Genomic DNA, 13,252 nt, shown 5'->3' with positions numbered 1-13,252 from the left:
CATGAAAACGACTCACCTTCCGGCGGCGTCAGGCGCGCTATCACCGGGTAAGTTTGTACGCTCACGAGAGAGCATCCTGCTGTTGATTCTCAGGCTGCGCACGTTTATAGCGCTGTTCCTGATTCTGGGGTTCTTTGCTTTCACTGTGCCCGGATTTTTGGCCACAGGCAGCCTGATCATCATGGTGAAGCACATTGCCATCAATGCGTTTCTGGCGCTGGGGATCACGTTTGTCATCATCACCGCCGGGATTGACCTGTCAATCGGTGCCACGTTAGGGCTGTGCGGCATGGTGGCGGGCTACATGATTACTCAGGGAATTGTGCTGCCCATGTTCGGCGTCGCGATTTTCCCCAGCGTGTGGGTCATCGTGCCTGTCGTGCTGCTGATTGGTGCGCTCATTGGTGCCATCAACGGCTGGATCATCACGCGGTATAACGTTGCGCCCTTTATCTGCACGCTCGGAACGATGTACATCGTGCGTGGAGCATCGATGCTGATTTCCGGCGGGGAAACGTTCCCCGGCTTGGGCGGTAACCCGCAGTTGGGCAACACCGGTTTTGAGCTAATTGGCTCCGCCACGATCCTGGGGCTACCGCTGGCTATCTGGTTGATGCTGGTGCTGGCCGTGGTGATTGCCTACGTGGCGCGCCGCCTGCCGTTTGGCCGTCATGTCTATGCGATTGGTGACAACGAACGTGCTGCTGAACTTTCCGGCGTCAAAGTGCGTCAGGTCAAAGTCTGGGTCTATACCATTTCCGGCTTCTGCGCGGCTATCGCGGGCATCGTGGTGTCGTCTCAATTGGTCGCCAGCCATCCGGCAACTGGTACTGCCTTTGAAATGAACGCGATTGCTGCCGTGGTGCTTGGCGGAACGTCGCTGGCAGGCGGACGCGGTACGATTTTGGGCACGCTGATTGGCGCGTTTGCTATCGGGATCCTTGCCGACGGGCTGGTGATGATGGGCGTAAGTGAATTCTGGCAGATGGTGATTAAAGGCATTGTCATCATTGTGGCGGTGATTATCGACCAGATGCAAAACCGTATGCAGCACAAAGCCGCAATTGTGTCACAGAAGGCCGCGGCGGAAGGGACATAGTTAAGCGTAGAGACGCATTAAGCATAAATCGTACGTTAAGCGTAACTAGCACGGGGCGTTGAGTTGTGGCGAGAACGATGTCGGTAGGCATACCGAGGCCCGATTTGAGCGCAATTTTTTTTGATTCGATATGAATAAATATTCGTTTTTGAGTAAAAATTCAAGCGAGGTGAAGTATGAATCCGTACGCATTGTCGGTGGAGGCGCTGACGAAAAAAGCCCGCGCCATTCGTCGCCGCATTATTCATCTGAATGCCAATAGCCCAGCTGGCGGGCACACGGGCGCCGACCTGTCACAGGTCGAGATTCTGACGGCGCTGTATTTTCGCATTCTGAACTGTGCACCAGATCGCCTTCAGGATCCACAGCGGGATATTTACATCCAGTCAAAAGGTCATGCGGTCGGCGGCTATTACTGCTGTCTGGCGGAAGCAGGCTATTTCCCAGAAGCGTGGCTGGCAACTTACCAGCACCCTGACTCGCATTTGCCGGGGCATCCGGTCAAGCACAAAACGCCGGGGATTGAACTGAACACCGGCGCGCTCGGGCACGGGCTGCCGGTTGCCGTCGGCATTGCGCTGGCGGCGAAACGCGATAACAGCACGCGTCGAGTATTTGTCCTGACGGGGGATGGTGAGCTGGCGGAAGGCAGCAACTGGGAGGCGGCGCTGGCGGCGGCGCATTACCAACTGGATAACCTGATCATCATCAACGACAAGAACAAGCTGCAACTGGCGGGAACGACCTGTTCCATTATGAACACCGATCCGCTGGCGGAAAAGTGGCAGGCTTTTGGCCTTCAGGTCACGGAATGCGCGGGGAATGACATGCGCTCGGTGGTGGAAACGCTGGAGAACCTGCCGCGCAACGGTAAGCCGAATGTGGTGATTGCGAATACGGAAAAAGGCGCGGGTGTGTCGTTTATTCAGGGGCGGGCTGAGTGGCATCACCGCGTGCCGAAAGGCGAGGAAATTGCACTGGCGTTGGAGGAATTAAAAGATGAGTAACGCAGAGCATCTGGCAACCGTCATGGTCGAGCAGTTCATCAAGGCCGTCGAACAGGGGATTGATGTCGTTCCGGTGTTGGCGGATTCGACCTCTACGGCGAAGATTTCACCGTTCATACAGCGTTTCCCCGAGCGCATCGTCAACGTGGGGATCGCAGAGCAAACCATGGTGGGGACGGCGGTAGGGCTGTCCATCGGCGGTAAGGTTGCGGTGACCTGTAACGCGGCCCCGTTTTTGATCTCCCGTGCGAATGAGCAGCTCAAAGTCGACGTCTGCTACAACAACAGCAACGTCAAGCTGTTCGGGCTGAATGCGGGCTGTAGCTATGGCCCGCTCGCCAGCACGCACCACAGTATTGACGACATCGCGGTGCTGAGAGGGTTTGGCAATATTGAGATCTACGCGCCGTCCAGCCCGGAAGAGTGCCGTCAGATTATCGATTATGCGTTTGAACATCAGGGGCCAGTCTATATTCGCCTCGATGGGAAACCGCTGCCTGCCTTGCACGATGAGCAGTATCGCTTTGTGCCAGGGCAGATCGATGTGCTGCGCAAAGGTCGCGATATCACGCTGGTCGGGTTGGGGTCGACCGTGCATGAAATTGTGACGGCGGCTGAATTATTAGCAGAAAAAGGACTCTCTGCCACAGTGGTTAATCTTTCCTCTATCCGCCCGTGCAATACTCAGCAATTGCTTGAAATTCTGAGTGAAACACCTCGAGTCATCACAGTCGAGGAACATAACGTCAACGGCGGTGCAGGCAGTCTGGTAGCGGAAGTGCTGGCGGAAGCGGGCAGCGGAATTCCTCTTGTGCGGTTAGGAATTCCCGATGGTCAATACGCGATTGCCGCCGATCGGAGCGCGATGCGGGCGCATCACGGGCTGGACGCGACGGGCATTGTCAACGCAGCACTGCGTCTTTGCCCGGGAGGCTGATGATGTTTACGCCGGTTATTTTGGCCATCGATGAAGGGACGACGAACGCCAAGGCGATTGCCGTCGATGAGCGGGGGCGCATTCTGGCTAAAGCGGCCGTCGCTTTGCAGGTAACGCACCCGCAGCCAGGCAGAGCCGAGCAAGACGCGATGGCGATCTGGCGAGCGGTTTGTCAGGCGGCAGAAGCCTGCCTGTCGTCATTACATCGGGCTCAGGTGGTGGGCGTGGCGATCAGCAATCAGCGTGAGTCGGTGCTGATTTGGGACAGGCGAACCGGAAAGCCGCTGACGCCGCTGGTCAGTTGGCAGGATCGCCGCGCCGAGAAATTCTGTCAGGCCTTGCAGGGCAGTGCGGAAGCACGTCTGATCGAATCCCGTACCGGGCTACAGGTTGATCCGCTTTTCCCTGCCGCTAAACTGCACGCCATGCTGGCGGAACTGCCGGACGGTGTCGCCCGGGCGATGCAGGGGGAGCTGTGTATCGGAACGGTGGATTGCTGGCTTAACTGGCAGTTTAGCGGCGGACGCGCGTATTCCACCGACTATTCCAACGCGGCGAGAACCCAACTGTTCAATATCCACCGCGGCTGCTGGGATGAGGACCTGCTGGCGCTGTTCGGTATTCCCAGCGTGTGTTTGCCGGCCGTCACGCCGTCCTCGGCGTTACACGGTCACACCGGTGTGACAGGCATCAGCGGGCTGGCCGCTGGTGTACCGATTGTAGCGCTGATTGGCGATTCTCATGCAGCGCTGTACGGTCAGGGCATCACTCAAAGCGGTGAAATTAAGGCGACATACGGCACCGGATCGTCGCTGATGACGACCATCAACACGCCGCATCAACAGGCCGCAGGGCTTAGCACCACGATTGCCTGGCACGATGGCGAACTGCGCTACGCGCTCGAAGGCAATATTACCCACACCGGTTCAGGATTTGCCTGGATTGGTCAGATGCTGGGCATTCCTTCTGTTACGCAACTTACCGAACTGGCGCTTAGCGCCGACGCTAATCAGGGCGTCTTCTTTGTTCCAGCCTTATCCGGGCTGGGCGCGCCCTATTGGGATGTGCAAGCGCGTGGGTTGCTGTGCGGTTTATGCGATGCCACCACGCCCGCCATCATCGCCCGCGCGGGACTTGAAGCCATTGCTTATCAAATCGCCGACGTCTTTTTCGCGATGGAGCAGGCATCGCAGGCGGCATTGCCCGCACTGCGCGTCGACGGCGGCGCAACACAAAACCGCTGGCTGATGCAGTTTCAGGCCGATCTCTTGCAGCGTCCGTTGATTCGTAACCATAACGCGGAAGTATCGGCGCTGGGAGCGGCTTATCTGGGCGGAAAAATGCTGGGGTGGTGGGAACATCGCGAACAGATTGCCGCACTACCAAGAGAAGTGGAGATCATTGAACCGTCGACGACTGATCACAGGGCTTTGGAGAGCTATCAACAGTGGCGCACGGCGGTAGCGCGTGCGCGTCTGCGGCCCGAGCCATAACCATTTTTAACCGTAAGACATTTTTAGCAGTAAGAAATGTTAGCAGTAAGACCCTATCCGATACGAAAGAAAAGATAAGCAGCTCAATACCATCAGAAATCAATGAGGTGACTTTTATGGCAACGTACAACTACCCTGAATTTGGTGCCGGTTTGTGGCATTTTGCGAATTATATCGACCGCTATGCCGTAGACGGCTATGGCCCGGCATTGAGTACGATCGATCAGATCAAAGCGGCGAAAGAAGTCGGCGAACTTTCCTATGTCGACTTGCCTTATCCCTTCACGCCGGGCGTGACGCTCAGCGAAGTGAAAGATGCGCTGAAAGATGCAGGACTGAAGGCGATTGGCATCACGCCGGAAATTTATCTGCAAAAGTGGTCGCGCGGTGCCTTTACCAACCCCGATCCGGCGGCCCGAGCGGCGGCGTTTGAATTAATGCACGAATCTGCGGGTATTGTGCGTGAACTCGGTGCGAATTACGTCAAAGTCTGGCCGGGTCAGGATGGCTGGGATTATCCGTTCCAGGTCAGCCATAAAAACCTGTGGAAGCTGGCGGTTGACGGCATGCGCGATCTGGCGGGGGCTAACCCCGATGTGAAATTTGCTATCGAATACAAACCGCGTGAGCCGCGCGTGAAAATGACCTGGGATTCTGCCGCGCGAACGCTGCTGGGCATCGAAGATATCGGGCTGGATAACGTGGGCGTGCTGCTGGACTTCGGGCATGCGCTGTATGGTGGCGAATCACCGGCCGATTCTGCCCAGTTGATTATCGATCGCGGTCGGTTGTTCGGTATGGATGTGAACGATAACCTGCGCGGCTGGGATGACGATCTGGTGGTCGGCACGGTGCATATGACCGAGATCTTCGAATTCTTCTACGTGCTGAAAATCAACAACTGGCAGGGCGTCTGGCAGCTCGATCAGTTCCCGTTCCGTGAGAACCATGTTGAGGCGGCGCAGCTGTCTATCCGTTTCCTGAAACACATCTATCGCGCGCTGGATAAGCTGGACATCCCGGCGCTGCAGGCGGCGCAGGAAGCGCAAAATCCGTTACAGGCGCAGCGTATTGTGCAGGATGCGCTGCTGTCATCTATTAACGTTGACGAGTAATCACGTCACACTACGTCAGGCACAGAGCAGGGGAAGCATTCTGCGCCTGACGTGACTATTATTTGCTAACCGCTGGGTGATGAGCGATTTAGATCAACGTCTCAGCGGTTAATCGATCGGTAATCAACACATCAACGTAGTGACCGGTCAACGCGCCACGAATTGCGGCACTTTTCTCGACACCGCCCGCTAACGCCACCACGCGCGGACATTGACGCAGCTGCGGCAGCGCCATACCAATCACTGGGTCTTCATCATCCTGCAACACCGGTTCGCCTTCCGCATTGTAGTAATGCAGGCACAAATCGCCCACGGCACCGCGTTCGGCCAGCTGTTGCAACATCGCTTCGTGATAGTAGTTACCGGAATTTTTCAGCAGTTGCGATGGCTCCAGCACGCCGATACCGACAAGCGCCAGACTCACTTCGCTGAATTTATCAACTACGCTGGAAACCTCATCGCTGGTCACCAAACGGGCACGATCTTCCACCGAGCGTTCGATGCTCTGCGCGGGCAAAAGGTAAGCGGGACAGTTAAGCTGATTGGCTAAGGTTTGCGTCAGGATCGTCGCCTGCACGTTGCCGTTCGGCCCGACGCCGCCTAAGAGCTGGATGACCCCCTGAGCCTTGACGCTTTGTGGATGCAGGCTGTCCACCATCGCCCGCAGCGTGCTGCTCCAGGACGAGATACCGACCAGATCGTCAGGGCGGATACTGGTTTGGACATAGTGTGCAGCGGCAGAACCAATCGCCTGCTTGATTTGCGCCAGCGTGGCGTTATCGGCGACATCTACCACGATAGCCTGATCGATGCCGTAGCGCTTCTGAATCGCCGCTTCCAGCCCCATGAACATGTTCGGGGGTTGAATTACGCTGATTTTGACCACACCTTCTTTAACACAGCGCGTGATAGCGCGGGAGACAAAAGACTGTGACAGATGGAGTGAGGCAGCAATTTCTGCTTGTTTCATCCCTTCGCTATAATAGAGCGTAGCGATCTTGACCAATAATCGCTGTTCGTCCTGCTTTGACATGACTTTTCCCCTTGCTGGCTTGCTGCTGTCATTTTTATTCAGCACAGAATAAATAACAAGCGCAGACGGCAGCGGAGCACGACTCTTGATTTCCCTGTCCGCGCCGGACATGGTAATTTAATGGGGTTTGTCGCCAAAATTTGGCATAATTCATCCGGTTAATGGATATCACAGGAAGGACAATGTGAAATATTTGCTGATTTTTTTACTCGTGCTGGCGATATTCATCATTTCTGTCACACTGGGTGCGCACAACGATCAGGTTGTGACATTTAACTACCTGCTGGCACAGGGGGGGTATCGTATCTCCACACTGCTTGCCACGCTGTTTGCCCTGGGTTTTTCCCTTGGCTGGGTTATCTGTGGTCTGTTTTATCTGCGTCAGCGCATTGCGCTTGGCCGTGCACAACGTAAAATCAAGCGTCTGGAACAACAGCTTTCTACCTCCACCGAGGAGAACGTGGCGCCAGTGCAGACGGTCACCCACTAAGGAATTCTCTCTATGTTAGAACTGCTGTTTCTGTTGCTGCCCGTGGCCGCCGCGTACGGCTGGTACATGGGTCGCAGAAGTGCGCAGCAGGACAAAGAGCAGGAATCCAACCGCCTGTCCCGTGAGTATGTCACTGGGGTTAACTTCCTGTTGTCCAATCAGCAGGATAAGGCGGTTGAGCTGTTCCTCGACATGCTCAAGGATGACAGCAACACTTTTGAAGCCCACCTCACGCTCGGTAACCTGTTCCGTTCGCGCGGCGAAGTTGACCGTGCGATTCGCATCCATCAGGCGCTGACCGAAAGCGCATCGCTAACCTTTGAACAACGCCTGCTGGCGGTGCAACAGCTGGGTCGTGACTACATGGCCGCCGGGCTGTATGACCGCGCCGAAGAAAGTTTCAACCAGTTGGTGGATGAAGAAGATTTTCGCCGCAGCGCCTTACAGCAACTTTTGCAGATCCATCAGGCGACCAGCGATTGGCCGACGGCAATCGATGTGGCGGAAAAACTGGTCAAGATGGGAAAAGACCAGCTTCGCGTGGACATCGCGCATTTTTACTGTGAATTGGCGCTGTTAGCGATGGGCAGCGACGATCTGGATAAGGCGCTCACGCTCCTGAAGAAAGGGGCGACGGCGGACAGTCAATGCGCCCGTGCGTCTATCATGATGGGACGCATCTACATGGCGCAGCAGGATTATTCACGCGCCGTGGAAGCCTTACGACAGGTTCTCGATCAGGATAAAGAGCTGGTTAGCGAAACGCTGCCGATGCTGCAAGAGTGCTATCAGCATTTAGATAAGCCTTTGGATTGGATGAATTTCATCAAACGCTGCGTAGAAGAAAATACCGGTGCGACGGCGGAATTGATGCTGGCCGACATTCTCGAAAGAGAAGAGGGGGCCGAGGTTGCACAGGCTTATATTAACCGGCAGCTTCAACGTCACCCTACGATGCGCGTGTTCCATCGCCTGATGGATTTTCACCTGCATGAAGCGGAAGACGGACGAACAAAAGAAAATCTCCAGGGATTGCGCGACATGGTCGGCGAACAAATTCGCACCAAACCCCGCTATAGCTGCCGCAAATGTGGCTTCACGTCGCAATCGCTCTATTGGCAATGTCCTTCCTGCCGCACCTGGGCTAGCATCAAGCCGATCCGTGGGCTCGACGGCCAGTAACATTTCACGATATCGAGCTGGTGTTGTTTACCGCAATTTAGTTACAACATACTAATAACTGCATGTAATTTCGGTTCCAGCCAGCTTCTTTAATCGCATTGGTCTTCAGGCGGCTGGGATTTCAGGGGCGGGGCATGTAGAATGCGGCGGGAATTTTGGCTTCGCAAGAGACTGGGTGACGAATGAAAAACGAGAATCTACAGCAAAAGAATCAAACGGTATCATCCCCGATTGTGGTCGCGCTGGACTATGCCAATCAGCAGGCAGCGCTGTCGTTTGTTGACCGTATCGATCCGCAGGATTGCCGTTTGAAGGTAGGCAAAGAGATGTTTACCTTATTCGGCCCACAGTTCGTGCAGACGCTACAACAGCGCGGCTTTGATGTGTTTCTCGATCTGAAATTCCACGATATTCCAAACACCGTCGCCCACGCCGTTGCGGCCGCCGCCGATCTTGGCGTCTGGATGGTGAATGTCCACGCCAGCGGTGGGTCGCGCATGATGGCGGCGGCGAAAGAAGCGCTGGTGCCGTTTGGTAACGATGCGCCGCTGCTGATTGCAGTGACCGTGTTAACCAGCATGGACGAAGACGATCTGCGCGGGCTCGGCATTACCGTCAGCCCGGCGGAGCAGGCCGAAAGGCTGGCAGTGTTAACGCATAACAGCGGGCTGGATGGCGTGGTGTGTTCCGCGCATGAAGCGCAGCGGTTGAAGCAGGTATGCGGACAGGCATTTAAGCTGGTCACACCGGGAATTCGTCCCGCTGGCAGCGATGTTGGCGATCAGCGCCGCATCATGACGCCGGTTCAGGCGCAGCAGGCTGGCGTCGATTATATGGTGATTGGACGTCCGATCACCCAATCAGCGGATCCGGCACAGACGCTGCGTGAGATTCGCGCTTCATTGTTAAACGGTGCGGCATCATGAACATGCGCCGTGACGAAAATAGCCAACTGGTTTACTCCACGGAAACCGGACGTATTAAGCCGGAAGAAGAACAAGTCGCTCGGCCAAAAGGCGACGGCATCGTGCGTATCCAGCGTCAGACCAGCGGCCGCAAAGGGAAGGGCGTATGCCTGATTAGCGGTCTCGATCTTGATGATGCTGCGCTGGATAAGCTGGCGGCTGAATTGAAGAAGAAATGCGGCTGCGGCGGGTCAGTGAAAGACGGCGTGATCGAAATCCAGGGAGATAAACGCGATCTGCTAAAACAGCTTCTGGAAGCAAAAGGTATGAAGGTTAAGCTGGCTGGTGGCTAAAGCATATAAATATAAAAGCAGCAGGTTTACTCCCGTGAACCTGCTGCCTAAAATTCGTTATTTATCGACCTGACGGCCAATCAGCCCGCCGATAGCTGCACCGCCCAGCGTTCCTAATGTTCCACCATCCGTTAAGATAGCCCCACCGACTGCACCCGCACCGGCACCAATCGCGGTATTACGGTCACGTTTGGACATGTTTGAACAGCCCGCGAGCGTTACAGCAAGCGTAATTGCCAGCGCGGCTGTCGCAAAACGTTTGTTTAATTTCATTTTATTCCCCTTTCTGCTCTTGGCCTCACGTTTCTTGTGAGGAAAATATCGAACAACGTACTTTTTGCGGTATTAAATAAAGAAACAGGCCTTTTACTGCTTGATGACAAGTATAATCATCGGAAAAAACTGCAACAGGTAAAAAATCTTAATTCCCCTGCGTTATGTTAACGATAGCAACAATTGATAAAATTGGCTGTTTTTTGCCCAATTCTGTGGGGTGTCTCTTTCTTTTTCCCATAGCAGAACACCGCTAGGTCTTTAGCGATTTAGCCCATAGCGACGATCTCGTCAGGCCGCGAGAATGGTGTCATCGCGCCGAGGGGAGGCTGATTATGTTAGAAACGCTAAAAAAACAGGTGTTGGAAGCCAATCTGGCCTTGCCGCAGCACAATCTGGTGACGTTCACCTGGGGAAATGTCAGCGCAGTCGATCGACAGCGCGGCCTGATGGTGATCAAACCTTCCGGCGTGGAGTATTCGGCCATGACGCTGGAGGATATGGTTGTCGTTGAGCTGGAAAGCGGCAAGGTGGTGGAGGGGACGAAGAAACCGTCGTCGGATACCGATACCCACCGCGTGCTGTATCTGGAATTTGCCGATATCGGCGGTATTGTCCATACCCATTCCCGCCATGCCACGATCTGGGCGCAAGCCGGTAAAGATATCCCCGCCTGGGGAACGACGCACGCGGACTACTTTTATGGTCCGATCCCCTGCACACGTCTGATGTCAGATACGGAAATCAACGGGCGCTATGAGTGGGAAACGGGAAGGGTGATCGTCGAAACTTTCCGTCAGCGTGGCATTTCTCCGGTAGATGTTCCTGCCGTCTTGGTTAACTCGCACGGCCCCTTTGCGTGGGGGAAAGATGCCGACAACGCGGTGCACAACGCCGTTGTTCTGGAAGAGCTTGCCTACATGGGGATTTTCTCACGCCAGTTAACGCCTCAATTGGGCGAGATGCAGCAAACGCTGTTGGATAAACACTACTTACGCAAGCACGGCAAGAACGCGTATTACGGACAATAAACCGCAGCGATTCCTTCCTCATGCCCTTTAGACCACATAGCGCCGCAAATATGGCGCTATTGTTATTTTTGGGGCTTGCGTGGCGGCCAAGAATGGCACGCCATAAAAAATCCCTCCGCGAGGGAGGGATTGAAGGGTATATGCCGGTGGCGTTTAAGGCTGAGCGCCGTCTCGTAAGACAATCGGGCTCTCTTTTGCCGTTGGGACATCGCTATTCATCGCACGACGAATGACGAAGAAGGCGGAGATCAGCATTGTCACCGCCACCAGCATGAAGAACCCGCACAGCGCGGCGTTGATCTGATTACTGAAGACGATAGTTTCCATGTCTTTAATCGACTTGGCTGGTGCGATCAGCGTGTTCTGTTCAATACCCGCGGCGAAGCGTTTTGCCTGAGCCAGAAAGCCGATGCTCGGTTTTTCATGGAAAATTTTCTGCCAACCCGCCGTCATCGACGTAATAAACAGCCAAACGGTAGGCACGATAGTCACCCACGCATAGCGCTGTTTCTTCATCTTAAACAACACCACGGTGCCGAGAATCAACGCCATCGAGGCCAGCATCTGGTTACCGATACCGAACAGCGGCCAGAGCGTGTTGATGCCACCCAGCGGATCGATCACGCCCTGATAGACGAAGAATCCCCAACCGGAAACGGCAACGGTGGTACCGGCCAGATTCCCCAGCCAGGAGTGGCTGTTAGCCAGTCTTGGAATCGCAATACCGACCAGATCCTGCACCATGAAACGACAGGCGCGCGTTCCGGCGTCAACCGCGGTCAGGATGAACAGGGCTTCAAACAGAATCGCGAAGTGATACCAGAATGCCATCATCGCCCGGCTGTTAAAGATCTCGGTGATGATGTAGGCCATACCCACTGCGAAGGTCGGCGCACCGCCAGCGCGGGAAAGGATAGAGGCTTCGCCAACGTCATTGGCAATCGCGCTCAATTCCTGCGGGGTAATCACAAATCCCCAGTTATTGATGGCTAACGAGGCGCTCTCAACCGTGGTACCGATCAAAGCAGCGGGTGAGTTCATAGCGAAGTAGATGCCCGGTTCGATAACCGAGGCACAAATCAGCGCCATAATCGCCACGAAGGATTCCATCAACATTGCGCCATAACCAATGAAGCGGATATGGCTTTCACGTTCAACCAGCTTCGGCGTGGTGCCGCTGGAAACCAGCGCATGGAAGCCGGAAATTGCGCCACAGGCGATGGTAATAAACAAGAAGGGGAACAGCGTACCGGAGAAGACTGGGCCGGTGCCGTCAATAAAACGAGAAACGGCAGGCATTTTCATTTCCGGCATGGCGAACACAATACCGAAGGCCAACCCGACAATGACCCCGATTTTCAGGAACGTAGAGAGATAATCACGCGGTGCCAGCAGCAGCCAGACGGGCAGGACTGAGGCCACGAAGCCGTAAATGACCAGAATCCAGGTGAGCGACGTCCCTTTCAATGTGAAGAACGGCCCCCAGTAAGGATGTGCCGCGATGTTACCGCCGTAGACAATCGCCAGCATCATCAGCACAAAGCCGATGATAGAGACTTCAGCGATTTTGCCCGGACGTAAAAAGCGCATGTAAACGCCCATGAAGAGCGCGATAGGGATGGTGGCGGCAATGGTGAACAATCCCCACGGACTTTCTGCCAGCGCTTTAACGACGACCAGCGCCAGCGCCGAGAGAATGATGATCATCACGCCCAGTGCGCCGAGCATCGTGATAATACCCGCGAACGTGCCCAGCTCCTGTTTTGCCATCTCACCCAGAGAACGACCGTCCCGGCGGGTTGAGATAAACAGCACCAGAAAATCCTGCACCGCGCCCGCCAGCATGACGCCGACCAAGATCCAGATCGTACCGGGGAGGAAGCCCATCTGTGCGGCGAGAATCGGCCCGACCAGCGGCCCGGCCCCGGCGATGGCGGCGAAGTGGTGGCCGAACAGAACCCATTTATTGGTGGGAACGTAATCCAGACCGTCGTTATGACGCTCCGCCGGTGTCAGTCGGCGATCGTCGAGCTCAAACACTTTTTTGGCGATAAACAGGCTGTAAAACCGATAGGCGATGCTGTAACACGATACTGCCGCGATAACCAACCACACGGCATTGACGTGTTCACCGCGGCTTAGCGCCAGCGTGGCGAACGAAAAGGCGCCCGCCAGGCCGACTAGCAGCCAGATCACAATGCTCTTTACGTTACTCATAACAACGGCTCCTTCGTTATTCAGAAAAGGTATAGCGCGGGTGTTAATGCAATTTAACAATAGTGGGTTTAATGGCGAAGAGAAGGGAATGGATGAGAAAATGTGAGCGAAGGTGAA

General features: G+C 55.1%; 13 protein-coding genes. 10 read left to right on the top strand and 3 right to left on the bottom strand.

The genetic code is table 11. The annotated features are described in order from the left end of the window. Position 1 precedes the first annotated feature (1 nt). From HP572_RS10205 to HP572_RS10185, 5 genes are all read left to right on the top strand, one after another. Complete coding sequence (locus HP572_RS10205; RefSeq protein ID WP_240585544.1) at positions 2–1,099, top strand: ABC transporter permease; 1,098 nt, start codon at positions 2–4, stop codon at positions 1,097–1,099. A gap of 176 nt (positions 1,100–1,275) precedes the next feature. Further along, positions 1,276–2,106, top strand: a complete 831-nt coding sequence (locus HP572_RS10200) for a transketolase (protein ID WP_240585543.1) — start codon at positions 1,276–1,278, stop codon at positions 2,104–2,106. Continuing rightward, positions 2,099–3,043: a transketolase family protein gene (locus tag HP572_RS10195; RefSeq protein WP_240585542.1), complete on the top strand. Its 945-nt coding sequence runs from the start codon at positions 2,099–2,101 to the stop codon at positions 3,041–3,043. The genes HP572_RS10200 and HP572_RS10195 overlap by 8 nt, the downstream gene beginning before the upstream one ends. 2 nt (positions 3,044–3,045) lie before the next feature. Then, positions 3,046–4,536 carry an FGGY family carbohydrate kinase gene (locus HP572_RS10190; RefSeq protein ID WP_240585736.1) on the top strand — a complete coding sequence of 497 codons (1,491 nt, stop codon included), beginning with the start codon at positions 3,046–3,048 and terminating at the stop codon, positions 4,534–4,536. Between the two features lie 116 nt (positions 4,537–4,652). Beyond that, on the top strand, positions 4,653–5,651 hold the full coding sequence (locus tag HP572_RS10185) for a sugar phosphate isomerase/epimerase (RefSeq protein WP_095699692.1): 999 nt from the start codon (positions 4,653–4,655) through the stop codon (positions 5,649–5,651). Positions 5,652–5,739: 88 nt separating this feature from the next. Here the strand turns inward: HP572_RS10185 and HP572_RS10180 are convergent, their stop codons facing one another. After that, positions 5,740–6,684 carry a sugar-binding transcriptional regulator gene (locus tag HP572_RS10180; protein ID WP_240585541.1) on the bottom strand — a complete coding sequence of 315 codons (945 nt, stop codon included), beginning with the start codon at positions 6,682–6,684 and terminating at the stop codon, positions 5,740–5,742. A 184-nt stretch (positions 6,685–6,868) separates the two neighbouring features. On the opposite strand from HP572_RS10180, the gene HP572_RS10175 reads away from it, so the two are divergent. The 4 genes from HP572_RS10175 to yciH all read left to right on the top strand — a co-directional run bounded on the left by HP572_RS10175 (position 6,869) and on the right by yciH (position 9,614). After that, entirely contained in the window at positions 6,869–7,174 is a 306-nt protein-coding gene (locus HP572_RS10175) for a LapA family protein (RefSeq protein WP_240585540.1), read from the top strand. Between the two features lie 12 nt (positions 7,175–7,186). Then, complete coding sequence (gene lapB / locus HP572_RS10170; protein ID WP_240585539.1) at positions 7,187–8,356, top strand: lipopolysaccharide assembly protein LapB; 1,170 nt, start codon at positions 7,187–7,189, stop codon at positions 8,354–8,356. Between the two features lie 182 nt (positions 8,357–8,538). Further along, positions 8,539–9,282 carry an orotidine-5'-phosphate decarboxylase gene (gene pyrF / locus HP572_RS10165; protein WP_240585538.1) on the top strand — a complete coding sequence of 248 codons (744 nt, stop codon included), beginning with the start codon at positions 8,539–8,541 and terminating at the stop codon, positions 9,280–9,282. Continuing rightward, the gene (gene yciH, locus HP572_RS10160; RefSeq protein ID WP_010306267.1) at positions 9,279–9,614 is read left to right on the top strand and encodes a stress response translation initiation inhibitor YciH; all 336 of its coding nucleotides are present in this window, start codon (positions 9,279–9,281) and stop codon (positions 9,612–9,614) included. Before pyrF ends, yciH begins: the two co-directional genes overlap by 4 nt. A 57-nt stretch (positions 9,615–9,671) precedes the next feature. Here yciH and osmB read toward each other — a convergent pair whose 3' ends face one another. After that, positions 9,672–9,887, bottom strand: a complete 216-nt coding sequence (gene osmB, locus HP572_RS10155; RefSeq protein WP_010276685.1) for an osmotically-inducible lipoprotein OsmB — start codon at positions 9,885–9,887, stop codon at positions 9,672–9,674. A 335-nt stretch (positions 9,888–10,222) separates the two neighbouring features. On the opposite strand from osmB, the gene araD reads away from it, so the two are divergent. Beyond that, a complete protein-coding gene (araD, locus tag HP572_RS10150; protein WP_205555122.1) occupies positions 10,223–10,918 on the top strand; it encodes an L-ribulose-5-phosphate 4-epimerase in 696 nt (231 codons plus the stop codon). A gap of 153 nt (positions 10,919–11,071) precedes the next feature. Here araD and HP572_RS10145 read toward each other — a convergent pair whose 3' ends face one another. Further along, positions 11,072–13,135 (bottom strand): carbon starvation CstA family protein, encoded by a 2,064-nt coding sequence (locus HP572_RS10145; RefSeq protein ID WP_039496649.1) that lies wholly within the window; start codon positions 13,133–13,135, stop codon positions 11,072–11,074. Positions 13,136–13,252 lie beyond the last annotated feature (117 nt).

This window comes from Pectobacterium sp. PL64, assembly GCF_022477975.1.
Classification (GTDB): domain Bacteria; phylum Pseudomonadota; class Gammaproteobacteria; order Enterobacterales; family Enterobacteriaceae; genus Pectobacterium; species Pectobacterium jejuense.
The sequence above is the reverse complement of the archived record's forward strand: the minus strand, read 5'-3'. Positions and strand labels throughout refer to the sequence as shown.

Excerpts from the sequence above, each read along its gene's own strand:
- osmB (WP_010276685.1), bottom strand. The coding sequence starts at position 9,887 with ATGAAATTAAACAAACGTTTTGCGACAGCCGCGCTGGCAATTACGCTT.
- HP572_RS10190 (WP_240585736.1), top strand. The coding sequence starts at position 3,046 with ATGTTTACGCCGGTTATTTTGGCCATCGATGAAGGGACGACGAACGCC.
- yciH (WP_010306267.1), top strand. The coding sequence starts at position 9,279 with ATGAACATGCGCCGTGACGAAAATAGCCAACTGGTTTACTCCACGGAA.
- HP572_RS10200 (WP_240585543.1), top strand. The coding sequence starts at position 1,276 with ATGAATCCGTACGCATTGTCGGTGGAGGCGCTGACGAAAAAAGCCCGC.
- HP572_RS10195 (WP_240585542.1), top strand. The coding sequence starts at position 2,099 with ATGAGTAACGCAGAGCATCTGGCAACCGTCATGGTCGAGCAGTTCATC.
- pyrF (WP_240585538.1), top strand. The coding sequence starts at position 8,539 with ATGAAAAACGAGAATCTACAGCAAAAGAATCAAACGGTATCATCCCCG.
- HP572_RS10205 (WP_240585544.1), top strand. The coding sequence starts at position 2 with ATGAAAACGACTCACCTTCCGGCGGCGTCAGGCGCGCTATCACCGGGT.
- HP572_RS10180 (WP_240585541.1), bottom strand. The coding sequence starts at position 6,684 with ATGTCAAAGCAGGACGAACAGCGATTATTGGTCAAGATCGCTACGCTC.
- araD (WP_205555122.1), top strand. The coding sequence starts at position 10,223 with ATGTTAGAAACGCTAAAAAAACAGGTGTTGGAAGCCAATCTGGCCTTG.
- HP572_RS10185 (WP_095699692.1), top strand. The coding sequence starts at position 4,653 with ATGGCAACGTACAACTACCCTGAATTTGGTGCCGGTTTGTGGCATTTT.
- HP572_RS10145 (WP_039496649.1), bottom strand. The coding sequence starts at position 13,135 with ATGAGTAACGTAAAGAGCATTGTGATCTGGCTGCTAGTCGGCCTGGCG.
- lapB (WP_240585539.1), top strand. The coding sequence starts at position 7,187 with ATGTTAGAACTGCTGTTTCTGTTGCTGCCCGTGGCCGCCGCGTACGGC.